Source organism: Streptomyces sp. NBC_01803 (assembly GCF_035917415.1).
In the GTDB taxonomy this organism is placed as follows: Bacteria; Actinomycetota; Actinomycetes; order Streptomycetales; family Streptomycetaceae; genus Streptomyces.
Genome location: NZ_CP109073.1, coordinates 309,826 through 335,164 on the forward strand (window position 1 = coordinate 309,826; position 25,339 = coordinate 335,164).

The 25,339-nt window shown below is 71.0% G+C and carries 13 protein-coding genes and 1 pseudogene; 3 read left to right on the forward strand and 11 right to left on the reverse strand.

The features are described 5' to 3' along the window. Window positions 1-4 precede the first annotated feature (4 nt). The 3 genes from OIE51_RS01460 to ccrA all read right to left on the reverse strand — a co-directional run bounded on the left by OIE51_RS01460 (window position 5) and on the right by ccrA (window position 11,493). Entirely contained in the window at window positions 5-9,160 is a 9,156-nt protein-coding gene (locus OIE51_RS01460; RefSeq protein WP_442811839.1) for a type I polyketide synthase, read from the reverse strand. Window positions 9,161-9,268: 108 nt separating this feature from the next. Continuing rightward, window positions 9,269-10,144, reverse strand: coding sequence for a 3-hydroxybutyryl-CoA dehydrogenase (locus OIE51_RS01470; RefSeq protein WP_326594876.1), 876 nt, complete (start codon window positions 10,142-10,144; stop codon window positions 9,269-9,271). Then, window positions 10,144-11,493 carry a crotonyl-CoA carboxylase/reductase gene (ccrA, locus tag OIE51_RS01475; protein ID WP_326594877.1) on the reverse strand — a complete coding sequence of 450 codons (1,350 nt, stop codon included), beginning with the start codon at window positions 11,491-11,493 and terminating at the stop codon, window positions 10,144-10,146. Before ccrA ends, OIE51_RS01470 begins: the two co-directional genes overlap by 1 nt. Before the next feature lie 561 nt (window positions 11,494-12,054). On the opposite strand from ccrA, the gene OIE51_RS01480 reads away from it, so the two are divergent. Beyond that, on the forward strand, window positions 12,055-12,798 hold the full coding sequence (locus OIE51_RS01480) for a TetR/AcrR family transcriptional regulator (protein ID WP_326594878.1): 744 nt from the start codon (window positions 12,055-12,057) through the stop codon (window positions 12,796-12,798). A 126-nt stretch (window positions 12,799-12,924) separates the two neighbouring features. Here OIE51_RS01480 and OIE51_RS01485 read toward each other — a convergent pair whose 3' ends face one another. Continuing rightward, the gene (locus OIE51_RS01485; protein WP_326594879.1) at window positions 12,925-14,406 is read right to left on the reverse strand and encodes an MFS transporter; all 1,482 of its coding nucleotides are present in this window, start codon (window positions 14,404-14,406) and stop codon (window positions 12,925-12,927) included. Between the two features lie 260 nt (window positions 14,407-14,666). On the opposite strand from OIE51_RS01485, the pseudogene OIE51_RS01490 reads away from it, so the two are divergent. Then, window positions 14,667-14,858: pseudogene (locus OIE51_RS01490) on the forward strand (carboxymuconolactone decarboxylase family protein); the annotation flags it as partial. Window positions 14,859-14,948: 90 nt separating this feature from the next. On the opposite strand, the gene OIE51_RS01495 reads toward OIE51_RS01490, so the two are convergent. From OIE51_RS01495 to OIE51_RS01525, 7 genes are all read right to left on the reverse strand, one after another. After that, entirely contained in the window at window positions 14,949-17,627 is a 2,679-nt protein-coding gene (locus OIE51_RS01495; RefSeq protein ID WP_442811840.1) for a SpoIIE family protein phosphatase, read from the reverse strand. 472 nt (window positions 17,628-18,099) lie between these two features. After that, window positions 18,100-19,056 carry a helix-turn-helix domain-containing protein gene (locus tag OIE51_RS01500; RefSeq protein ID WP_326594880.1) on the reverse strand — a complete coding sequence of 319 codons (957 nt, stop codon included), beginning with the start codon at window positions 19,054-19,056 and terminating at the stop codon, window positions 18,100-18,102. Between the two features lie 371 nt (window positions 19,057-19,427). Continuing rightward, window positions 19,428-20,219, reverse strand: a complete 792-nt coding sequence (locus OIE51_RS01505) for an MBL fold metallo-hydrolase (RefSeq protein WP_326594882.1) — start codon at window positions 20,217-20,219, stop codon at window positions 19,428-19,430. 22 nt (window positions 20,220-20,241) lie between these two features. Beyond that, window positions 20,242-21,039, reverse strand: a complete 798-nt coding sequence (locus tag OIE51_RS01510) for an alpha/beta hydrolase (protein ID WP_326594883.1) — start codon at window positions 21,037-21,039, stop codon at window positions 20,242-20,244. 10 nt (window positions 21,040-21,049) lie between these two features. Further along, entirely contained in the window at window positions 21,050-21,865 is an 816-nt protein-coding gene (locus tag OIE51_RS01515) for an alpha/beta fold hydrolase (RefSeq protein ID WP_326594885.1), read from the reverse strand. A gap of 14 nt (window positions 21,866-21,879) precedes the next feature. After that, complete coding sequence (locus OIE51_RS01520) at window positions 21,880-22,701, reverse strand: alpha/beta fold hydrolase (RefSeq protein WP_326594886.1); 822 nt, start codon at window positions 22,699-22,701, stop codon at window positions 21,880-21,882. A 686-nt stretch (window positions 22,702-23,387) separates the two neighbouring features. After that, a complete protein-coding gene (locus OIE51_RS01525; protein WP_326594888.1) occupies window positions 23,388-23,771 on the reverse strand; it encodes an ArsR/SmtB family transcription factor in 384 nt (127 codons plus the stop codon). Between the two features lie 105 nt (window positions 23,772-23,876). On the opposite strand from OIE51_RS01525, the gene OIE51_RS01530 reads away from it, so the two are divergent. Then, window positions 23,877-25,223: an FAD-dependent oxidoreductase gene (locus tag OIE51_RS01530; protein WP_326594889.1), complete on the forward strand. Its 1,347-nt coding sequence runs from the start codon at window positions 23,877-23,879 to the stop codon at window positions 25,221-25,223. Window positions 25,224-25,339: the final 116 nt, after the last annotated feature.

Genomic DNA, 25,339 nt, shown 5'->3' on the forward strand with positions numbered 1-25,339 from the left:
CTCTTCAGGATTCGAGGCTGGTGCGGGCCATGCGGATCAGGTCGTCCACATCCATGGCGTCGATATGCTCGGCATCGGCCGGTGACGCGGTCGGCGGCGCGGCGGCGTCCTGAGGCTCGGCGAGCTTCAGGAGCTGGTCGAGCAGGCCGGATTCGCGGATGCGGCTGAGCGGCAGAGACGCGATGACCCTGCGGAGCGCCCCCTCGTCGGCGTCGGCCCCGGCCACGGCAGCTGCCGTGGACACCGGGTGGCCCGGCACCGCCCCGGCGGGCGCCAACTCCGCCCGCAGGTGCTGGATCAGCAGGTCGGGCGTCGGGTAGTCGAAGGCGAGGGTGGCGGGCAGGCGGAGGCCGGTGGTCTTGTTGAGCCGGTTCCGCAGCTCGACGGCGGTCAGGGACCCCAGCCCGAGGTCCTTGAAGCCACGGGTGAGATCGAGCGTGTTGGGGGTGCCGTAGTTGAGCACCGCGGCCACCTGGGCGCGGACGAGGTCGGTGAGGGTCTTCTCCTGTTCGGCCGGGGGGAGTCCGGCCAGCCGCTGGGCGAGGGAGGTGCCGGTGGCCGTGTCCTGGGCGGAGGCGGCGGCGCGGCGGGGACGGCCGGGGCCGGCGAGGGACCGCAGGACGGCCGGCACGTCGGCGCTCTCCCGGCCGTGCAGGGCGGCGAGGTTCCAGTCCACGGCCACCACGTGCGCGGGGGCGTCCGGCACCAGCGCGGCATCCAACAGCTCCAGCCCTGTCTCGGGCGAGAGGGCCCTCATACCGCTGCGGGCGAACCGCGCTTGGTCCGCTGCCGACAGGTTGGCTGCCATGCCGCCTTCGGCCCAGGGGCCCCAGGCGATGGAAGTGGCCGGCAGTCCCTCACTCCCCCGGCGCTGGGCCAGAGCATCGAGGAAAGCGTTGGCCGCCGCGTAGTTGGCCTGCCCCGCCCCCCCGACCGTGCCCTGGACCGAGGAGAACAACACGAACGCCGAGATACCCCACTCCCGCGTCAACTCATGAAGATGCCAGGCCGCATCCACCTTCGGACGCAGCACCCCCTCCACCCGCTCCGGCGTCAACGCGGCGAACACACCATCGTCCAGCACACCCGCCGCATGCACCACCGCACCGACCCGCCCACCCGGCGCCAGCGCCAGCGCACCCGCCAACGCCTCACGGTCAGCCACATCACACGCGACCACCGACACAGCCGCACCCAACCCACGCAACTCAGCCACCAGCTCCGCCGCACCCGGCGCCTGGGCACCACGCCGACTCAGCAGCAACAGATCCCGCACACCACGCTCAGCCACCAGATGCCGGGCCACCACACCACCCAGCGCACCCGAAGCACCAGTCACCACCACCGCGCCCTCACCGAACACGCCCTCACCGAACACGCCCTCCCCGGCCCCGCCCACAGGGACACGCTCCAGACGCGGAACCAGCAACCCCTCACCACGCACAGCCGCCTGCGGCTCACCCGAAGCCACCACACCCGCCAGCGACACCACATCCACAGGACCCGACCCCCGCGGATCGGCATCCACCACAACCACCCGGTCCGGATTCTCCGTCTGCGCCGACCGCAACAACCCCCACACCACCGCCTGCGCCAAATCCACCACACCGTCCCGCTCATCCACAGCGACCGCCCCCCGGGTGACCACGACCAGACGCGAACCCGCAAGCCGATCCTGCGCAAGCCAGGACTGCGTCAGCTCCAGCGCCCAATCCACCAAGGACCGCACACCGGCAGGCACATCCACCCCGCCACTCGCAGGAGCCACCGCCACCGCGACCCGCGGCACCCCCCCACCGGACTCCACCGACGCGGCCAGCGCCGCCACATCCGCGAAAGCCGTGAGCCCACCACCGCCATCACCACCCAGAAGAACCCAGCCCTCCCCGACCACCCCGGGCCCGGCACCACCCGGAACAGCCACCCACTGAAGACGGGTAAGACCACTCCCCACAGAACCCGAAACACGCAACTGCCCCGGCGTGACCGCCCGCAGCGCCAGCGACTCCACCTCCACCACCGGCTGCCCGGCCGCATCCACCGCACGCAGCGACACCGCATCCACCCCGACCGGCGCCAGCGTCACCCGCAACACCCCCGCACCCACCGCATACAGCCGCACCCCGCTCCACACGAACGGCAACCGCGTCACACCACCCTCCTCGGGCAGCACACCCAGACCAATCGCATGCAACGCCGCATCCAGCAACGCCGGATGCAACCCGAACGACCCCGCCTCCCCAGCCCCCTCCCCACCCAGGACCACCTCGGCGAACACCTCACGCCCACGCCGCCACACCGACCGCAACCCCTGAAACACAGGCCCATAACCAAAACCCAGACCCGCCAACACCTCATACCGGCCCACCACATCCACCGGCACCGCCCCCACCGGCGGCCACACACCACCACCCACACCAACAAAACCAACAAAACCACCAGAACCACCAGAACCACCAGAACCACCAGAACCACCCACAACCAACACCCCAGACGCATGCCGCATCCACTCGGTGTCGGCGCCCGCGCCGCTGGGTCGCGAGTAGATCGCCAGGGCGCGGCGTCCGTCGTCGTCCGGGGCGTCGAGAACGAGTTGGAGGTCCACGGCCCCGGTGCCGGTCAGGATCAGCGGGGCTTCGAGGGTGAGCTCTTCGAGCAGGTCGTCTCCGGTGTGTTCGGCGGCGTGGAGGGCGAGTTCGACGAACGCGGTCCCCGGCAGCAACACCGACCCCAAAACAGCGTGATCGGCCAGCCACGGATGCGTCTCCAGCGACAACCGCCCGGTCAGCACAAACTCATCACCCCCCGCCACCGCCACCACAGCCGCCAACAGCGGATGACCCGCAACACCCACACCCAACGCGGACGCCGACACCGCACCCCCGGCGTCATGCCGCAACCAGAACCGCTCCCGCTCAAACGCGTACGTCGGCAGATCCACCACCGGACCCGCGCCCACCACAGCCGGCCACTCCACCCCGACACCACGCGCCCACAACCGGCCCAGCGCCACCACCGCACCAGCCACCTCATCCCCATCACGCAACCCGGGCACGAACTCACCCGCGTCCTCCCGCGACAGACACCCCGGCCCCAGCCCCGACAACACACCACCAGGACCAAGCTCCAGGAACGTGGTGACCCCGTCCTCCTCCAACGCCCGCACCCCATCGGCGAAACGCACCGCCTCCCGCACATGCCCCACCCAGTACTCCGGCGACGACACCTCCCCCACCGACACCAGACCACCCGACACGTTCGACACAAACCCCAACCCCGGCTCAGCGAACGACAACCCCGCCACCACCGAACGGAACTCCCCCACCATCCCGTCCATCAACGGCGAATGAAACGCATGACTCACCCGCAACCGCCGCGTCCGACGCCCCACCCCACGCCACACCCCAGCAACCGCCTCAACACCCTCCTCAACACCCGACACCACCACCGACACAGGACCATTCACCGCCGCGATCGCCACCCGCCCCTCCCACGGCACCAGCGACCCGGCAACCTCCTCCTCCGAAGCCTCAATCGCCACCATCGCCCCACCCGGCGGCAACGCCTGCATCAACCGACCCCGCGCCGCCACCAGCACACACGCATCCGCAAGAGACAACACCCCCGCCACATGCGCCGCGACAATCTCCCCCACCGAATGACCCGCCACACAATCCGGCCGCACACCCCACGAAGCGAACAAACGAAACAAAGCCACCTCAAACGCGAACAACGCCGGCTGCGTCATCCCCGTCTCATCCAGCCCCTCACCCGTCACCACCGCATCCGAAACCGACACACCCACCAACGGCTCCAGCAACCCGCACACCTCATCAAACGCCTCAGCGAACACCGGGAACCGCTCATACAACTCCCGGCCCATACCAGCCCGCTGACTGCCCTGCCCCGTAAACAGGAACGCGACCTTCCCACCACTCACCGAACCCTCGGCACCACGCCCGAGCGAACCGCCCGAAGCCAGCACCGACAACTCCTCCACCACCGCACCCCGACCAGCAGCCACCACCACCGCACGATGCTCAAAAGCCGCCCGCGACACCACCAGCGAACGAGCAACATCCCCCAACCCCAACCCCGGCCACGCCACCAGATGATCAGCCAACCGCCCCGCCTGCCCCCGAAGCGCGGCCTCGCTCCGCGCCGACACCACGATCGGCAGCAGACCCTCGTCCGGAGCGGGCTCATCCTGCCCGGACCGCTCCTCGCTCTCCGGTGCCTGTTCGAGAATGATGTGCGCATTGGTGCCACTGATCCCGAACGAGGACACCCCCGCCCGGCGCCGACGACCACTGTCCGGCCAGCCCACCGACTCCGTCAGCAACCGCACCGCACCCGCTTCCCAATCCACGAACGGCGACGGCTCATCCACATGCAGGGTCCGCGGCAGCACCCCATGCCGCATCGCCATCACCATCTTGATCACACCACCCACACCGGCCGCGGCCTGCGCATGACCGATGTTCGACTTCAACGACCCCAACCACAACGGCCGGTCCCCACCAGAACGCTCCTGCCCATACGTCGCGATCAGCGCCTGCGCCTCGATCGGATCACCCAACCGCGTCCCCGTGCCATGTGCCTCCACGGCGTCGACGTCGGCCGGCGACAGGCGTGCGTTGCTCAGGGCGGCGCGGATGACACGCTGCTGAGAAGGACCATTCGGAGCCGTCAGACCATTGCTCGCGCCGTCCTGGTTGACCGCGCTGCCGCGCACCACCGCCAGCACCCGATGCCCGTTGCGCACCGCGTCCGACAACCGCTCCACCACCAGCACACCCGCACCCTCGGCCCAGCCGGTGCCATCAGCCGACGCCGCGAACGACTTGCACCGCCCATCAGCCGACAACCCACGCTGCCGCGAGAACTCCACAAACGTCCCCGGCGACGACATCACCGTCACCCCACCGGCCAACGCCAGCGAACACTCACCCCGCCGCAACGCCTGCACCGCCAGATGCAACGCCACCAACGACGACGAACACGCCGTATCCACCGTCAACGCCGGCCCCTCAAGACCCAGCACATACGACACCCGCCCCGACAACACACTGGCGGCGCTACCGACCATGCGGTGGCCTTCGAGTGCTTCGGGAAGCCGGCCCTGGGGCTGTCCCTGACCGTCGTCGTGGAATCCGAACGTTCCGGTGAAGACGCCGGTGTCGCTGCCGCGCAGCTCACCCGGGTCGATCCCCACCCGCTCCAACGCCTCCCACGACACCTCCAGCATCAACCGCTGCTGCGGATCCATCCCCAACGCCTCACGCGGTGAGATCCCGAAAAACTCCGCATCGAACTCCGCCGCCCCATGCAGGAACCCACCCTCACGCGTATACGACGACCCCGACCGCTCCGGATCAGGATCGAACAACCGCTCAAGATCCCAACCCCGATCCACCGGAAACCCCGAAACCCCGTCCGCACCCGAGGCCACCAGATCCCACAACCCCTCCGGCGACTCCACACCACCCGGAAAACGACACCCCATCCCCACGATCGCCACCGGCTCGTCGTCGGAGGCCGAGAGCGTGGCGGACCGGTCGGTGTCGGTGTCGCCGCCGAGGGCCAGGCCGGTGAGGTAGTCGATCACGGCCTCGGCCGACGGGTGATCGAAGACGAGGGTGGCCGGCAGGTCGAGGCCGGTGGCCTCGCCGAGCCGGTCGCAGAGTTCGACCCCCATGAGGGAGTCGAAACCGAGGTCCTTGAAGGACCGGGTGGTGTCGAGCGTGCCGGGGGCCTCGTGTTCGAGAACGGCCGCCACCTGGGCCCGGACCAGGTCCCGGAACGCCGCCACCTCCTCGGCCCGCGAACGCCGCGCGGGGGCGGGGGTGGTCTCCGGCGCGGGAGTCGGCACGGTCTCCGGGGCGGTCGCGCGAGCCGGCCGCTCGATGGGCTGCGGCGTGAACAAGGTGCCGTCCCGCAGGGCGAGTTCCGGTTCGTCGGCGGTGATGGCGAGGCGTAGGTTCCGCAGCGAACCGCGTGCGTCGTTCAGGTCGAGGAGGGTCACGCGCCCCGGCCACTCCGCCTGGATGGGCCGCACGGCGGACCATACGGCGGCCGACACGGGGTCGGACGGCTCGGCGCCGGGGTCGGTGGCGACGGCGTCATGGGTGACCAGGACCAGCCGGGAGCCGCGGAACCGGTCGTCGGCGAGCCAGGCCCACACCAGGGCCCGGACCCCCGCGAGCGTGGCGCCGAGGCGGTCCGGCCCGTCCTCGACGCGCGGGTGGGCGCACACCACGTCCGGGGCCTGGCGGCCGGAGCGCAGCGCGCCGGTCAACGCGGCGAGGCCGGGGTGGTGCTCCACACCGCTGTCGGCGGTGGTGAGCGCGGCGCCGAGGCCGAGCGGGTCGGGGCCGAGCACGGTGCAACGGCCAGGTCGTTCGTTGTCCGGTCCGGGTACGGACAGGGGGGTCCAGGTCCGCGGCTCGTGGACGGACAGCGGCGGGGCGCTCGCGGTTCCGGTCGCCGGGGTGCGCAGCCAGAAGGGCCGGCGCTGGAAGGCGTAGCCGGGCAGGGGCACGCGACGGCCGCCGTGGAGGGCGGGGTACCGCTCCCAGTCCACGGGGACGCCACGGACATACAGTTCGGCCAGAGCGCCCAGCAGGGTCCGTTCCTCGGACCGGTTGGCCCGGATCGCGGGAACGAGGCGGGTTCCGTCGCCGGTGACGCTGGCACGGGCCATGGAGGTGAGCACAGCGTCGGGGCCCAGCTCCAGGAACGTGGTGACCCCGTCCTCCTCCAACGCCCGCACCCCATCGGCGAAACGCACCGCCTCCCGCACATGCCCCACCCAGTACTCCGGCGACGACACCTCCCCCACCGACACCAGACCACCCGACACGTTCGACACAAACCCCAACCCCGGCTCAGCGAACGACAACCCCGCCACCACCGAACGGAACTCCCCCACCATCCCGTCCATCAACGGCGAATGAAACGCATGACTCACCCGCAACCGCCGCGTCCGACGCCCCACCCCACGCCACACCCCAGCAACCGCCTCAACACCCTCCTCAACACCCGACACCACCACCGACACAGGACCATTCACCGCCGCGATCGCCACCCGCCCCTCCCACGGCACCAGCGACCCGGCAACCTCCTCCTCCGAAGCCTCAATCGCCACCATCGCCCCACCCGGCGGCAACGCCTGCATCAACCGACCCCGCGCCGCCACCAGCACACACGCATCCGCAAGAGACAACACCCCCGCCACATGCGCCGCGACAATCTCCCCCACCGAATGACCCGCCACACAATCCGGCCGCACACCCCACGAAGCGAACAAACGAAACAAAGCCACCTCAAACGCGAACAACGCCGGCTGCGTCATCCCCGTCTCATCCAGCCCCTCACCCGTCACCACCGCATCCGAAACCGACACACCCACCAACGGCTCCAGCAACCCGCACACCTCATCAAACGCCTCAGCGAACACCGGGAACCGCTCATACAACTCCCGGCCCATACCAGCCCGCTGACTGCCCTGACCCGTAAACAGGAACGCGACCTTCCCACCACTCACCGAACCCTCGGCACCACGCCCGAGCGAACCGCCCGAAGCCAGCACCGACAACTCCTCCACCACCGCACCCCGACCAGAAGCCACCACCACCGCACGATGCTCAAAAGCCGCCCGCGACACCACCAGCGAACGAGCAACATCCCCCAACCCCAACCCCGGCCACGCCACCAGATGATCAGCCAACCGCCCCGCCTGCCCCCGAAGCGCGGCCTCGCTCCGCGCCGACACCACGATCGGAAAAACGACGTCCGTGGGCTCAACGGGGGCGTCGGAAACCCCGGCCACGGGGGCAGCCGGGGTCCAGTCCGACAACACCAGATGGCAGTTGGTGCCGCCCATGCCGAACGAGGACACCCCGGCGAGGATCGGTTCGGGCGCGGCGGCCAGGGGCCGGACGGCGTCGTTGACGTCCAGCCGCAGCGTCTCCAGCGGGATGCGGGGGTTGGGGGTGCGGTAGTTGAGGCTGGGGACGAGGGTGCGGTGTTCCACACAGAGCACCGTCTTGATGAGTCCGGCGATGCCGGCCGCGCCCTCCAGGTGTCCGATGTTGGTCTTCACCGAGCCGACCCGCAGCGGGTCGCCCGGGGCACGGCGGTCGCCGCCGAGGACGGCGCCGAGGGCCGCCGCCTCCACGGGGTCGCCCACGGGGGTGCCGGTGCCGTGGAGTTCGACGTAGTGGACGGAGCTGGGGTCCACGCCGGCGCGCTGGTAGGCCAGGCGCAGGACGTCTTCCTGGCCCGCGGTGCGGGGCGCGGTGAGCGCGTCGCCACGGCCGTCGTTGTTCACGGCGCCGCCGCGGATGACGCACCGGATCGGGTCGCCGTCCGCGAGGGCCTGGCGCAGTGTCTTGAGGACGACGACGCCGCCGCCCTCGCCGCGGACGTAGCCGTTGGCGCGCGCGTCGAACGTGTAGGCGCGGCCCTCGGGTGAGAGGGCTCCGAACTTCTCGCCGAGGTGGAAGCCGTCGGGCAGCAGGTTGAGGCTGACACCGCCGGCGAGCGCGGCGGTGGTCTCGCCCTTGAGCAGGCTTTCGCAGGCGAGGTGGACCGCGACCAGGGAGGAGGACTGTCCCGTGTCCACGACGAGGCTGGGGCCGTTCAGGCCGAGGACGTAGGAGACGCGGTTGGCGATGACGCCCCGGCTGACGCCGGCGAGGGTGCTGTGGCCGATCGCGTCGGGGCCGCCGTCATGGGCGAGGGTGGCGTAGTCGTCCCAGATGGCGCCGAGGAAGACACCGGTCCGGCTGTCGCGCAGCGTCGCGGGAAGGAGGCCGGCGTCTTCGAGGGCCTCCCAGGCCAGTTCCAGCGCGAGTCGCTGCTGCGGGTCCATCGCCGCCGCCTCGCGCGGTGAGATGCCGAAGAACTCCGGGTCGAACCGGTCGACGTGGTCGAGGAATCCGCCCCTGAGCCGGGTGCCGGAGGCCAGCAGGCCGGCGCGGTCGGCCGGGGGGGCGGAGAGCGCGTCGCGCCCCTCCTTGAGAAGGCCCCAGAATTCTCCGGGGGTCGCCGCTCCGGGCAGTCGGCACGAAAGGCCGACGACCGCTATGCCCTCGCCCGTGGCGTCGTCGGCGGGCAGGTGGTGCTCTCGCTTTTCGGCGGCGGATTCGGCGGACATCCTGCTCCTCTTCCTCTGCACGCGCGGATGGGCCCGGCGCGTGCGCGTCATGCTGGGAATTGCGGTGCGGTGGACGGCGGTTCCGGCGGTGGGTGGCCCGGCCTGCCGTCACGCGTACCGGTAGAAGCCCCGGCCGTTCTTCTTGCCGTGCAGACCGGCCTCGACCATGCGCAGCAGCAGCGGTGGTGGCGCGTAATGGGGTTCGAGAAATTCCTCGTACAGGGCCTCGGCGACGGCGGCCACCGTGTCGAGCCCGAGGAGGTCGGTGAGTTTCAGCGGACCGATCGGGTGGGCGCAGCCCAACTCCATCCCCTTGTCGATGACTTCGGGTGTGGCGAAGCCGGATTCGACCATTCTGACGGCGGAGAGAAGGAAGGGGATGAAGAGCGCGTTGACGACGAATCCGCCGCGGTCGCTCGCCCGGATGACCTTCTTGCCGAGGACCCGTGCGGAGAAGTCGGCGGCCCGGTCGCTGACGGCGGGGTCGGTGGCGAGCGAGCTGATCAGTTCCACGAGGGGGTTGGCGGGTACCGGGCTGAAGAAGTGGGTGCCGACGACGTGGTCGGCGCGATCGGTAGCGCGCCCCAGGCGCATGATCGGGATCGACGAGGTGTTGGAGGCCAGGATGGCGTCGGGGTCTTCGACGATCCGGTCGAGGGCGGCGAAGAGCTCCACTTTCCTGGGTTCATCCTCGCGGATGCTCTCGATCACCAGGTGCCGGTCGGCCAGGTCCTTGAGGTCCTCGGTGAAGGAGATGCGCTCCATGGCCTCGCCGCGCGCGGCGTCGGTGATCCGGCCCTTGGCGACGGATCGCCCGAGCGAGGCGACGATCCGTTCCCGGCCCGCTTCCCGGGCGGCGGGCCGGGATACGACGACGGTCACCTCGAGTCCGGCGACCGCGCACACCTCGGCGATGCCGGAGCCCATGAGCCCGCATCCGACGACGCCGACGCGGGTGATGTCCCCGTGGTCCGTGGTCGTCATCAGGCGGCCACGCTCGCTTCGAGCCGCATGCGGCTGAGCCGCTCCTCACCGATCCGGGCGCGCAGGGCGGGGTCGGTGACGCCGAGGCCGGGTTCGGGGGCGAGCGAGAGCACGCCGACCTTGCCGTGGTGCCGGTTGAGCTGGACCAGCCGGGTGGCCTCCGCGACCTCGTCGAGGGGGAAGACCGACGAGAGGACCGGGTTGAGGTGCCCGAGCTGGACGAGGCGGTTGCACTCGGCCTGTTCCTGATAGTTGGCCGCGTGGCTGCCGATGATGCGCTTGAGGTTCATCCACAGGTAGCGGTTGTCGTACTGGTGCTGATATCCGGTACTGGAGCCGCAGGTGATGATGGTGCCGCCGCGGCGGGCGACGAAGACGGAGATACCGAACGTGGCGCGTCCGTTGTTGTCGAAGACGATGTGCGGGTCCTCGCCGACCTCACGGCGGATGACGCGGCCCAGCCGCTTGCCCTGCTCGATGATGTCCTGCGGCGTCGGCGGCCCGTCGTTGTGGCCCAGTCCGATCTCGGTGCGGTTGATCACGACATCGCAGCCCATGTCGCGCAGCACCCGGGCCTTGGCCTCCGAGCTGACGACCCCGACGGCGATGCCGCCGCCGTTCTTCACCAGCTGCACGGCGAAGGCCCCGAGGCCGCCGGTGGCGCCCCAGATGAGGACGACGTCGCCCTGCTTCATGCGGGCGCCGCGGTCGCTGGCGAGCATCCGGTAGGCGGTGCCGGCGCACAGCGGGATGCTGGCGGCTTCCTCCCATGTGAGGTGGGCGGGTTTGGGCAGGAGCTGGCTGGCGCGGACCACGGTGTAGTGGGCGAGGCCGCCGAAGTTCGTCTCGAAGCCCCAGGCGCGCTGCTCGGTGCCGAGCATGCCGTCGGCGTGGGTGGCCGGCTCCTGGTCGTCCACCTGGACGGGATTGAGGACGACGCGGTCGCCGATGCGCCAGCGCCGCACTCCGGCGCCGGCGCGCACGATGACGCCCGAGCCGTCCGAGCCGAGGACGTGGAAGGGCTGGTCGTGACGGGTGGCGAAGCCGCCCGTGGCAGCCAGCCGCTTGAGGAAGTTGAACGTCGGCAGGGGTTCGAAGGTCGCGGACCAGACGGTGTTGTAGTTGATGGCGCTGGCCATGACCGCGACCAGCACCTCGTCGGGGGCCAGCTCGGGCATGGGGACCGCGCCGATCCGGAGGGACTTGCGGACGTCCTTGTCCGTCACGCCCTTGAACATCTCGGTGTCTTCGGCGCGGATATGGGCGGCCGTGTAGTGGGCGGGCACCTTTTCCCGCGCCAGCTCTTCGGGCGTCGCGCCCGAGACAACCGCTTCGGCCAGAGAATCCATGTATCGCCCTCTCCATCGAATGGCTGCGGTCACCGAATGGCACGGGTGCAGTGGCTACGCCGCGCACAGGCCGGGGAGCTCTCCATCCCACTGCGCAAAAAGCGACTGCGGGCGACATCTGAAATGCCCTGGAAAAGAGAAAGAAATCAGTGACCGGCGAAAACCGGTATTCGTTTACCCGCGGCTTGTAATGTAGGTCACAGTTCATTGCACAAGTTCGTCCAGCACTCAAAACAGTAAACGGGTGGCACTCCGTGCCCAACCCTTAACCCCCCCCTAAGATGCGACACTATTGTGGGGTTCCGGGTATCGGGGTAGCGACTGGGGTATTCGTTTCCGAAGTGTTTCGTGGGTCGAGTGGCCGGATGCGGGAATGTGCGAGCGGGAGGGGATGCGCCCCTGCCTCATGGCGCACGCCCATCGGGCGGCGGCCAGGTGGGCTCACGACGCGGGGATTCCGGCGCCGAGCGGTTCGGCCGCTGCTCAGGCGGAGGCCGGCCGGTGCTTCGCGACCACGACTCATCCGGTCGGGTTAAGCGCGATCACGGTAAAATGACACCCATGGCAGGGCCGAAGCAGAGTCGTCGTGAGCGCCTCCGGGCGGAGACCGCAGCGGAGATCAAGACGATCGCGCTCGCGCACATGGTAGAGGGGGGCGCCGCCGCGCTGTCACTGCGTGCCATCGCGCGCGAGATGGGGATGACCGCGGGCGCCATCTACAGCTATTTCGACACGCGCGACGACCTCATCACGGCCCTGATCGTGGATGTCTACACCTCGCTGGCGGACCGGCTGGAGGCCGCCCATGCCGGAATGCGCGACGGCGACCCGGCCGACGGGATCGTGGCCCACGGCCTGGCGTACCGGGACTGGGCGATCGCGAACCGCGAGAAGTTCCAGCTCGTGTACGGCGCACCGCTACCCGAGTACCACCAGCCGGAGAACGGCCCGGCGGCCGCGGCCGGGCACCGGGTGTGCCGGATGCTGGCCGACCTGATCGGGGCCGCGGCACCCGCCGGGCACGAGGAGGCCGGCGGCCCCTACGACTGGTCCGACTTCGACCCCCGCCTGGTGGAGAGCCTCGGCGAATCCCACCTCGGTCTGACGCCTGACCTGCTGGCGCTCACGGTGCGCACCTGGGGCCGCATGCACGGCCTGGTCACGCTGGAGGTGTACGGGCATCTGCGGGACCTGTCGCGCGATCCCGCGATGCTGTTCCGTTCCGAGATGCTCGACCTCGTGCGGTCGCTGGGCCTGGCCGGGACGACCGGCGGCCCGGACCGCGCCGTGCCCGTCACGGCGTAGCCCCGTCCCGTCCCGAGGGGGCGGAACGGGACGGGACGGGGAGCGGTGCCCGACGACAGGTCGCACGCCCATGGTCGCCGCCGGGGGAACGTGGACCATGGACGTGCGAGTCAGTGCGGCGCCGTCCTAGTTGGGGACGACGGCCTCGTCGGTCGTCTTGCCCTGGGGGGGCGTGATGTCCGCCACCACGATGGCCGGCTGCACCGGCGCGACCTTCATGGCCATCGCGACGGCCGCCGCGATGACGGGCAGAGCTCCCGCGATCAGTCCGGCGTTCTGGAGGCCGTCGACGATCTCCTTCGCGGTCGGGCCGGGCAGGGTGTCGAAGTCCAGACCGGCGTTGGCGACCGCGACCAGGGCCGCCAGGCCCATGGCGCCACCGATCTGCTGAGAGGTGGAGACCAGGGCGGAGGCGACACCCTGCTCGTGCGGGGCCACTCCGGCGCCGGAGGCGGTGAAGACCGCGGTGAACGCCATGCCGCCGGCGAAGCCCCAGATGATGATGCCCGGGACCAGGGCCCAGTAGGAGCCGCCCTCGGACATGCCGAGCGCGAGCGCGCCCACGCCGATGCCGTTGAAGAAGCAGCCCACGGCGAGGGTCATGCGGAGACCGACCCGGTCCAGCAGGGCCGTGGAGGCGATGCCGCCGCCCATCGACGTCGTGATCGCCAGCGGCAGGAAGGCCATGCCGGCCTTCAGCGGGCTGTAGCCGAGCACCGGCTGCAGGTAGGTCGTGAAGATGTAGAACGCCGTGGCGAGCGTGCACATGAAGAGGAACGCGACGATCATCGTCGGTCCCTGGCTGCGGTTGAGGATCAGCCGCAGCGGGGCCAGCGGCTCCCGGGTGCGCGCCTCCACCACGACGAACCCGACCAACAGCAGCACGCCGACGATGATCGAGCCCATGCCCTGGAGCGAGGTCCAGCCCTCTTCCGGGCCGCTGGCCAGGCCGAAGACCATCAGGGTGACACCCACGGTGCCCAGCACCGCGCCCGGCACGTCGAAGCTGCCGCCGGTACCGCGCGCCGGATCGGCCGGGAGCAGGCGCGGGGCGAGCAGCAGGCCGATGAAGGCGAGCGGCACGTTGACCAGGAAGACCGCTTCCCAGCCCCAGGCGTCCGTGAGCACGCCGCCGAGCAGCGAGCCGGCGGCGAGACCGGCGCTGCCGGTGGCACCCCAGACGGCCATGGCCCGGTTACGCACGGGCCCTTCCTCGAAGCCGATGAAGATCAGGGCCAGCACGGCGGGGAAGAGCAGCGCGCCGCCGATTCCCTGGACGGCACGGGCCGCCACCAGCACACCGGAGTTGGTGGCGATGCCGCCGACGAGGGACGAGGCGCCGTACAGGGCCATCGCCAGCATGAACATGCGACGCGGGCCGAGCCGATCCACCGCCCGGCCACCGAACAGCAGCAGACCACCGAAGCCCACGGCGTAGGCGCTCACGACCCACTGCAGCGACTGGGCCGAGAAGTCGAGTCCTGACCCGATGTCAGGCAACGCGATATAGACGATGTTGTAGTCGATGGCGACGATGAATTGCGCGAACGCCAGCAGCCCGAGCATGAGCCCGGCCCGCGGCCGCGGGGGCGCTTGTGTGGTGCCCACAGTCGAAGACTCTCTCCATGACGATCCGTCATCAGCCCATGCATGGCTGACGATTCCGGGAGGCAGGCACCCCTCACGAGGAGCGGACGCCGAACCGATACACCATCCAGAGAGTTGCATGCCGTGCAGTTCCTGAACGGTGTGTAGCTTTCGGGCGTAGTCTAGAGAGTCATCACGGGACGATGTCAAGGCGCATCGGCGTACGGCGAACTGAGGGGCACTCGTACAGACCGCAACAGCCGGGGCTGCCAAGCCCGTTCATGCGCCGCTGTCTTTCTGCGGGAGCGTCAATGTCCCGGCGCGGGGCGCCCGGTTGTTCATCACCGCGCATGCGCCGGGGCTCGCGGCACGGCCTCAGCCCCGAGGAGATCGGCGCCGTCCCGCTCCAGACCGCCGTCTCCTGCGGAGTGCCCGCGGCCAACGCCGCCTTCGCGGTGGCCCGGCGCGTCCTGACCGGCACCGGCCCCGGAGGGCGGACGGAGGGAGACGTGGGCCGTTCAGGAAGGGCTTCGCGCGCCGGCCTCCGCCGCGCGGACCTGGGGCTACGGGGTCAGGTCCTCCCACTGGTCGAGCAGGTGGTCGGCCAGCTCGGGCCCGGCCGCAGCGCCGCTCTCGACGGACTGCTCGGTCCAGATGACCTTCCCCGTCCGGGTGTAGCGGGTGCCCCAGTGGTCGGCGAACTGCGCCACGAGGAAGAGTCCGCGTCCTCCTTCCTCGGTGACCCGTGCGCGGCGCAGATGGGGTGAGGTGCTGCTGCCGTCGGAGACCTCACAAGTGAGGGTGCGTTCGTAGAGCAGGCGGACCCGGATGGGCTCGGCGCCGTAGCGGATGGCGTTGGTGATCAGTTCGCTGAGGATCAGCTCGGTGGCGGGGGCGATCCGCGTCAGACCCCAGGAGGAGAGCCGGCGCAGGCACTGGCCGCGGATGGGGGCGACGGCCGCGGGGTCGGGGGCAACGTCCCATTCGGCGACGCGGTCCGGGTCCAGCAGCCGGGTGCGGGCCACGAGCAGGGTGATGTCGTCGCTGGGGCGCGCGGGCAGCAGGGCGTCGAGGACGGCCGCGCAGATCTCCTCCGGAGTGCGGTCCGCGCTGGTGGCCAGGGCGGCCCGCAGGAGCTCCAGGCCGGTGTCGAGGTCGCGGTCGCGGTTCATGACGAGCCCGTCGGTGTACAGCACCAGCCGGGAACCCTCGGGCAGCTCCAGCTCGGCCGACTCCACCGGCACGCCGCCGCCGAGGCCCAGGGGAGGCGAGACGGGCACCTCGGGAAAGGAGACGGCGCCGTCGGGGAGGACCAGGGCGGGCCCCAGGTGGCCGGCGCCGGCCACGGTGGCCCGGCCGGTGACCCGGTCGTAGATGGCGTACAGGCAGGTGGCGCCGGTGACGCCCGGACTGTTGCGGTCCCGCGTCTCGTCGCTGTCGATCCTGCTGACCAGTTCGTCCAGGTGCACCAGGAGCTCGTCGGGTGCCAGGTCGAGGGCGGACAAGGTGTGCACGGCGGTGCGCAGACGGCCCATGGTGGCGGCGGCGTGCAGCCCGTGGCCGACGATGTCGCCGACGACCAGCGCCACCCGGGCGCCGGGCAGCGGGATCACGTCGAACCAGTCCCGCCCCACCCCGGCCTGGGCGGGGAGGTACCGGTGGGCCGCCTGAAGCACGGACTGCTCGGCCGGGGCCTGGGGCAGCAGGCTGCGCTGGAGCGTGACGGCGGTGGTGCGCTCCCGGGTGTAACGGCGGGCGTTGTCGATGGCGACCGCCGCCCGCGCCGCCAGCTCCCCGGCGAACGACACATCCTCCGCCTCGAACGGCTCCGGGGTGTCCCGGCGCCAGAAGTCGGCCAGCCCCAGCACCACGCCACGGGCCCGCAGCGGCACGGAGAGCAGTGAGTGGATGCCGTGGTCCAGCATCTTCCTGGCCCGCTCCGGATCCTGGGCGCGCCAGCCCTCGGCCGTGCGCATGTCGGCCTCCAGCAACGCCTGGCCGCTGGTGATGCTTTGGGCCTGCGGGGTGGTGGGCACATAGCGGATCAGTTCGCCCACCGGGTACAGCGGCGTATCCGGCCTGACGCCCCTGGCGGCCGTGCGGCGCATCTCAGTGGTCCCGCCCTCCGGATCCCCGCCTCGCAGGACCGGCTCCAGGAGCTCGACCGTGACGATGTCCGCGAAGCGCGGGACCGCCACCTCGGCCAGCTCCTCGGCGGTGCGCGCCACGTCCAGGGTGGTGCCGACCTTCACCCCCGCGTCGTAGAGAAGCCGCAGACGCTCCCGCGCCGCCTCGGCCCTGCCCGCCAGCGCCCGCAGCTCGGTGGAGTCCCGCAGCGTCACCGCGCTGCCCGCCGGCCCGCCGTAGGGGGCGGTCAACCGCACGTTCACCGCCACCAGGCGTTCGCCGGCCAGCCGCACCTCGTCCGTCGCCGCCCGCCCCGAGACCAGCAGCTCGACGAGGCGCGGATCCAGACCCAGATCGGTGACACGGCGGCCCTCCGCGTCCTCGGGCAGGTCCAGCAGCCGGCGCGCCTCGTCGTTGGCCAGCAGCAGCCGCCCGTCCTCGCCGACGATGAGAACCCCCTCCCGCACCGCGTGCAGCACCGCGTCGTGATGCTCGTACATCCGCATCAGCTCATCCGCGCCGAGCCCCCTCGTCTGCCGCCGCAGCCGCCGGCTGACCACGGCCGTCCCGGCCGTGGCCACCGCCAGTGCTCCGGCCGCGGAACCGGACAGGAGCGGAAGCTGCCGCGCCACCCGGTCCTCCACGTTCTCGACCGTGATGCCGACCGACACCAGCCCGACCACCGAGCCGCCGGAGTCCCGGACGGGCACCGTCGAGTTCACAGCGGGTCCGGCGGGCGACCGGGAGGTTCTCGTGATCGGCCGGCCGGCCAGTGCCTGGGAGTAGTCGCCGATGACGTGCCTGCCGATCTCCTCCGGATCGGGGTGGGTCCACCGGAACCCCGCCCGGCTGAACGCGACGACGTAGTCGACACCGGAAGCCTTCCGGATCCCCTCGGCACGCGGCTGCAGCAGCGCGGTGGGGTCCGCCGCCATCATGGCGCTCGCCGTCCCCGGGGCCTGCGCGAACGCCTCCGCGCCGATGAGCGAACGCTCGCGGGCTTCCTGCGTGATGGCCCTCCGGCCCTGGAGGACGAGGGCCACCAGGGCCGCCGAGACGAGGAGGACGACGATCACGAGCTGCAGCAGGAACATCTGGCCCGCGACGGTACGCACCCGCGGTAGGAAACGTCCACGCTCCCGCCGGGAAGGCGGCGCCCCCCGGCCACTGCCCCGTTTCCGCCGCGCATACCATTTATCCGAACCACCCGACATATGCCACTTCTAGCACTGGCCGCCATCCGGGCGCCGCCCGCCACACTGCACCCAGGCCCTCCAGTCCGGTCCCCGGGGGGCCCGAACGGAACAGGATCGCGGTCCGCGCGCGTGAGGACCCGGCGGACGGACAGCAGACAGCGCCGAAACCCGCCCGCCGACGTGTCGACCTCCGCCCGGCTGACACCGCGTCCAGCAGGCCGTCCAGCAGGCCGCACGCGCGGTCACGGCCGGACAAGATCCTGGCCGGTTCCACGGATGGGGCATCCGCCATCGATCTCACGATCACCCGTGGAGAGGTCGCGGAGAGGGGGAACGGGAACGCGCTTCCCCGCGTGCGGTACTTCCTGACGCCTCTGGCGCGGGTCGCCCCTCAAGAGAATGGGAGGTTGCGCCGGCGCCACAGGCGCGGGGTGGTGCCGTAGACGTCGCGGAAGCGGCGTGAGAAGTAGCCGGCGTTGGTGAAGCCCCAGGAGCGGCAGATGGCCTCGATGGTGCGGTGTGCGTGCTCGGGTGCGGCGAGGTCGCGGCGGGTGCCTTCGAGACGGCGGCGGATGATCCACTGTTCGAGGCTGAGGCCGCCTTCTTCGCAGGCCCTGTACAGGCTGCGCAGCGAGACGCTGTGGACGTGGGCGATGCGCTGCGGGGTGAGAAAGGGGTCGGCGAGATGGGCTCGGGCGTAGGCCAGCACTCGGTTGAGGAGCGTTTCCTCGGCGATGGCACGCCGGGTGGTGCGGTCGCCGGCGACCGAGGCGACCAGGGCACGGGTGAGGTCGAGGGTGGCCTCGCCGACCGCGTCGGCGCCTGGGTCGGCGGCCAGCCGGTCGGCGTCGCCGTGCACGGCGCGGATGTGGCTCAGCAGGAGCGGGCCCATGCTGCTGGAGGCCACCATGGGGATCGCCGTGCGGACCATGTGCTCGGGGAGCCCGAGCTGGTCGGCGTCGACCATGAACGCCACCGACAGCCCCGGCCCGGACCAGCCGTACTCATACCCGGCGGTCTTGTGCGCCAGCACAAGACCGCCGGTGGTGACGCGCTGCTGGTAGCCGTTCCAGGAGAAGGCGCCGTCACCGGTGCTCTGAGTGATGACCGAGATGGTGTTCGTCGAGTCGACGCGCGCCTGGTTCCGGGTGCGCCAGATGCGCATACCCGAGCCGTGGGTGGCGAACAAGGTCAGCGGCCCGAACCGCCACACTTCCAGCCGCTTCCACAGGCGGTCGCCGACGTCCTCGTGCTCGATCGAGCACCTTCCGCTCTCGCCCGACGCGATGGCGTGGAACGCCTCGGCACGTTCCGCGACCGGCATCGTGGCGGTGTCCAGAACCAGCATGGCCCAGCTCCCGCGCTCCTGCGATGAAGATGACCTCCCCCGAGGTCCTTGCCCGATCTTTAACCAATGCCTGCCTGGTCCGCAATAGACCTTTCACGTCCTGAGTAGGGGATGTTTTCCGAGCTCGTGGGCCTTTCGGCCCGCCAGGTACGGCCAGGCACGGCGGCACACACCTGGGAAAGCAGGGCACTGGAGGAGAAGAAGCTGACGTGTGGGGAGCAGAACCCACCGCCCCCGACGAGATGCGATCGCCGCCGTCGGCGTGCCGTCGGCGGCAGCGGTGGCATGCCGAAAGTCGGGTCCGACAGCGTTGCCGGCGAACCCGACTCCTTCTGCGGATCCCGCAGCGTCCGGTGTTCGCGAGGCCGGACCTACACGGTGATGGTGGCGGGAGCACCCGGGGTCAGCCAGGTGACGGCGTCGGCGAAAGCGGAGGGCGCGCCGGTCCAGGTGTCGGTGATGGCCGGTCTGCCTTCGTCGAAGTGAGCCCACCCCTCGTAGTGGACGGGCAGGACGTTGTGGGGGTGGAGTCCGGCCATCAGCGCGAGCGCGTCGGCCGCGCTCATCGTGTAGCGGAGAGGGCCGGTGAGGGGGAACCGCACCGAGCCGAGGTGCAGGAGGACGGTGCCGGGATCGAGGGCGGCGGCCGCTTGCTGGAGTGCGGGGTAGAGGACGGTGTCGCCGGTGACCCACAGGGGGCCGTGCTCCTGGCCCGGCCAGGTGAGCGCGAAGCCGATGACATCCCCGACGAGCGGGTGGCTGAACCTCGGCCCGTGCCGGCAGGGCGTGGCGGTGATGTCGATCGACGGTCTGCCCGGTGCTTCCAGGCGCGTGGTCTCGCCGGTCCGCAGTCCCCGGGCGGACGGACCCAGACGGCGGGCGCCGGAGCGGGTCGTGACGACCGTGCCGACCTCGCCGAGCAGGGCTCGCCCGGCGTCGTCGAGGTTGTCGCCGTGGTGTTCATGGGTCAGGAGGACCGCGTCGACCGGTCCGATCTCCGCGACGGCGAGCGCGGGACCGGTGAGTTTGCGGGAGGAGGTCCCCCAGCCGAACCCGTAGGTCCGGCCGGGGGCGTCAAAAGTCGGGTCCGTCAGCAGCCGCCAGCCGTCGAACTCGATGAGGACGGTCGGACCGCCGATGTGGGTACCCGTGACGTCCGTCATGCGCTGCGTTCTTCCGTCCTTGTCAGCTGTGGTCGAGGGCCCAGGCGAGGGCGGCGTCGGCGATCTCCTCCCAGCCCTGCTGCGCGGGCATCAGGTGGGAGCGGCCGGGGAACTCGATCACCTCGGTAACGGTGGCGGACTTGTAGTGCTTGGCGTTGGATCTCTGGACCTTCGGCGGCATGAGGTGGTCCTTCTCGCCGGCGATGAACAGCAGTGGCGCCCGGTCGTCGTTACGGTAGTCGACCGAACTGTCGGCGCGGCCGGGGTGGATGTTGGCCAGGGCGCTGCCCCAGAACACGTGGCCGGACGCGGGGATGTGGTAACGGTCGTAGGCGGCGCGGGCCTCGTCCTCGGGGAACGTGTTGGTGAAGGCGTACCGCCACTGATCGTAGGTGAATCCCACGGCCTTGTGCCTGTTGGCCGGGTTCTTCAGCACCGGGAACGTCGCCCTCAGCTGGGACAGCGGGACGACCGCGACGCCCTCGGTGGGGGCGGAGTTGATGGCGACACCGACGGTGCCGTAGCCATGGTCGAGGAGGATCTGAGTGAACACGCCTCCCGCGGAGTGCCCCATGATGATCGGCTGCCGGTCGAGACCGTCGATGAGCTTCTCGATCGAGGAGATGATCTCCGGGACCGACAGGCGTTCGATCGGAGTCGGGTCGGCGTTGAGGGCTTCGACTTCCACCTCGAACCCGGGATAGGCGGGGGTGAGGACGCGGAAGCCCTTGGCCTTGTAGTGCGTGACCCAGTTCTCCCAGCTGCGGGGGGTGACCCAGAAGCCGTGGATCAGGATGATGGTGTCGGGTTTCTCGCCCATGGGGTTCTCCCTACTTGGTGGCGGCGTGGGCCGCGAGGATCGTGGCCGTGGCCGCGCCGGGGTGGGAGATCATGACGACGTGGGAGGAGTCGATCTCACGGACGTGGCTGCCTGCTCGCTCGGCCATGAAGCGCTGGGCGTCCGGCGGGATGACCCGGTCCTGGGTCGGGATGAGGTACCACGACGGGATGGTCTCCCAGGCCGGCTCGCCGCTGGCTCCGGCGAGCCCGTTGACGCTGCCGGGTCGCTGAGTGGCGGCCATCAGCCGGGTCTCGGATTCGGGCAGGTCGGCGGCGAACACCGCGCGGAACTGGGCGGGGTCGATGTAGCCGTCGGTACCCTCGGTTCCGTCCGGCAGCGGGTAGTGGCGCGCGACGAGAGCGCCGCCCAGCTCGCTGCCCGGGAACTGCGAAGCGATCTGGAGGGCACTCTCACCCTCGTCGGGTGCGAACGCCCCGAGATAGACCAGGGCCTCGACGTTGTCGTGCCCGCGGGCGGCGTTGGTGATGACGACGCCGCCGTAGGAGTGGGCGGCGAGAATGACCGGCCCCGGGATCGTGTCGATGACGCTGGAGATGTAGGCCGAGTCCCCTGCCGTGTCGCGCAGCGGGTTGGCGGGAGCGATGACGGGGAAGCCCGCGTTCTGCAGCCGTGCGATGACCTTGTTGAAGCCGGAGGCGTCGGCGAACGCGCCGTGCACCAGCACCACCGTCGGCTTGGGCCCGCCTGTCACTTCCGTCTGCGCCTGGGCGGAGACGATCCCCGTGAGGGTGAGGACGGCGATGGCCAGGGCGGCCGACAGCCGTCTGAGAAAGGGAATACGCATGGTCGAATGTCCTCTCAGGAAGCCAGGAAGGCGAGCAGGTCGGCGTTGAACTCGTCCTTGAACGTCCCCACGAGGCCGTGCGGCCGGCCGGGGTAGATCTTGAGGGTGGCGTCCTTGACGAGCTTCGCGGATTCCAGACCGGCCGCGACGAGGGGGACGATCTGGTCGTCGTCGCCATGCGCGATGAGGGTGGGGATGTCGAACCGCTTGAGGTCTTCGGTGAAGTCGGTCTCGGAGAACGCCCCGATGCAGTCGAGTGCGCCCTTGATCCCGACCTGCATGGACCACGACCAGAAGGCGTTCGACACTCCCGGCGACACCTCGGCGCCTTCCCGGTTGAACCCGTAGAACGGCATGCTCAGGTCCTGGTAGAACTGCGACCGGTCGGCCGAGACTCCCGCCCGGATTCCGTCGAACACCTCGATGGGCAAGCCCTGGGGGTTGGCGTCGGTCTTCAGCATCAGCGGCGTGACCGCGCCCAGCAGGACGGCCTTCGCCACGCGTGACGTCCCGTGCCGTCCGATGTAGCGGGTGACCTCACCGCCGCCGGTGGAGTGTCCGACCAGGACGATGTCGCGCAGGTCGAGCGTCTCGATCAGCGCCGCCAGGTCGTCGGCGTAGGTGTCCATGTCATTGCCGTTCCACGGCTGGCTGGAGCGGCCGTGGCCGCGCCGGTCGTGGGCGATGGCCCGGTAGCCGTGGGAAGCGACCAGATGGAGCTGCTCGTCCCAGGCATCGGCGTTGAGCGGCCAGCCGTGACTGAACAGCACCGGCTGCCCGGCGCCCCAGTCCTTGTAGAAGATGTCCGTGCCGTCACTGGTGGTGATGAAGCCCATCTCAGCGCCCCTCTCATCGTCGGCGGATTCCGCCTGGACTCACGATGGCAAGACAGGAAGCGACGCATTGGACTGACCGTGTCGGCTTTTTGACCCAGCCTGCCACGGGCCGGGCAGCGACGGGCCGAAGACCGCGCGCCGCCGTTCCAGCGCTGGGTGTAGTGGCCGCCGGGACGGGAGTCCAGGCCACGCATCTCCCGGGTGACGTCGGCGGGCGGCGGCGGGCTGTCGGGAACGGGCGGGCTGACCTGGGACAGCTCGGCGTACCAGCGCACGCCCTCGGCGGAGTACAGCTCCTCCTGGGTGTGCGGCCGGGGCATCGGCGGTCCGGCGCCCGGCCGGGGCAGGGGCGCCGAGTTCCACGGGGGCAGCGTGCTCACGGGAGCTGAACGCCCGGTGCGTGCGGGATGGGATCGGCGGGTCAGCCGCGCGGGGCGCCCCGCCTGTGACCCTGTTCGCCGGCGGGCCGGAGCTGACGGTCGGGAGGTCGCCGCCCGGTCGGGGCTCGGCGTTCGACCGCCTCGGAGCACCTGTCGCCGCCGCGCGGGGGTGGGCTGCCGCGGGCCGAGAAGGGCGGCAGGCAGGTGCGTTACCGGGCCGACGGGGCGCGGATCGCGGAACGCCTCGCCGCGCTCCAGACGTTCCTGGCCCGCTGCTGCCCGCCGGGCTGAAGCAGGACCCGCATGTCAGGTGCCGCGCAGGTCGAGCATGGCGGCCATCGCGGCGACGACGGAGGGGGCGACCTGGTAGTAGACCCAGGTGCCGCGCCGCTCGGAGGTCAGCAGGCCGGCCTCGCGCAGCTTCTTCAGGTGGTGGCTGACGGTGGGCTGGGAGACCCCGACGTCCTGGATGTCGCACACGCACGCCTCGCCGCCCGGGTGGGCGGCGATCTTCGAGAACAGCCGCAGGCGCACCGGATCGCCCAGCGCCTTGAACATCACGGCCATCCGCTCCGCGTCCGCCCGCGACAGCTCCCCCGCGGTCAGCGGCGGGCAGCACGGCACCACGTCTTCCGGGCCCGCGTCCCCGGGCGGGAGCGGCGGCAGCTCTACCGGCTTCGTATTCGACATGCGTCTATGTTGACATCCGTCGATACCGGAGGCAAGGTTTCCTGCATCGATGGATATCGATCCATCGGGACGCAGCCTGAAGACGCCACAGTGAAGGAGCCCTTCATGTCGGAGACCACCGGCCTGCCCGTCGTCGTCATCGGCGCCGGCCCCATCGGCCTGGCCGCCGCCGCCCACCTCGCCGGGCGCGGCCTCACTCCGCTCGTGCTCGAAGCGGGCCCCACCGCCGGTGCCGCGGTGCGGGAGTGGGGACACGTCCGCCTGTTCTCGACCTGGGGAGAGCTGATCGATCCGGCCGCCGCGAAGCTCCTGGCCCCCACCGGCTGGACCGGTCCCGCGGCGGATGCCTACCCCACCGGGGCCGAATGGGCCGGGCGGTACCTCCAGCCGCTGGCCGACGCCCTCGGCGACCGGGTGCGGTACGGCGCCCGGGTGACCGGTGTGGCCCGCGCCGGCCGCGACCGCGTGGTCGACTCCGGCCGCGACACCCAGCCGTTCACCGTCCACCTCGCCACCGGCGCACGCGTCACCGCCCGCGCCGTGATCGACGCCTCCGGCACCTGGACCGGGCCCAACCCGCTGGGCGCCGACGGCTACCCGGCGGCGGGCGAGAGCGCGGCGGCCGACCGGCTCACCTACCGCGTACCGGACCTGGACGACCCGGCCGTCCGCCGCCGTTACGCCGGGAAGCGCACCGCCGTCGTCGGCACCGGCGCCTCCGCGTTCACCGCGCTCGCCGGCCTGGCGGACCTGGCCCGGGAGGCGAGCGGCACGCACGCGGTGTGGGTCCTGCGCCGGGGCATCGGCGCGGACACCTTCGGCGGAGGCGAGGCCGACCAGCTCCCCGCCCGCGGCGCCCTGGGCCTGCGCGCCCGGGCGGCGGTCGAGGCGGGCCACGCCTCCGCCGTCAACGGGTTCCGCACCGCCGCCGTGGAGCGCGACGGCGAGCGGCTCGTCCTGGTGGCGGACGACGGCCGCCGCACCGGGCCGGTCGACGAGGTGATCGTGCTGACGGGCCTGCGCCCCGACCTGTCGTTCCTCTCCGAGGTCCGCCTCGGCCTGGACGAGCGGCTCTCCGCCCCCGTCGCGCTGGCGCCGCTGATCGACCCCAACGCGCACTCCTGCGGCACCGTCTACCCCCACGGAGTCAAGGAGTTGTCCCACCCCGAACAGGGGCTGTTCCTGGCGGGGATGAAGTCCTACGGCCGCGCCCCGACGTTCCTCGCGATGACCGGTCACGAGCAGGTCCGCTCGATCGCCGCCGCGCTGGCGGGCGATCACGAGGCGGCGGAGCGTGTGGAGTTGGCCCTGCCCGAGACGGGAGTCTGCGGCGGCGCCGGTCTGTTCGACGAGACCGGCGCCGAGAGCGCGGGCGGCTGCTGCGCCCCGGCGCCCGCCCTGGTCCAGCTCGGCTCCGGCACCGGTGCTTTCCCCGTCTCCGGCGGCTGCTGAGCCAGCACGTGACGACTCCCCCGCGTGGCGGCGCCCCGGCCGTGACCGGCGACCGGAACCTCCGGTCGCCGGTCACGGCCGCGCGCCGTGTTGCCCGCGCTGTGCGCGACTGGGAT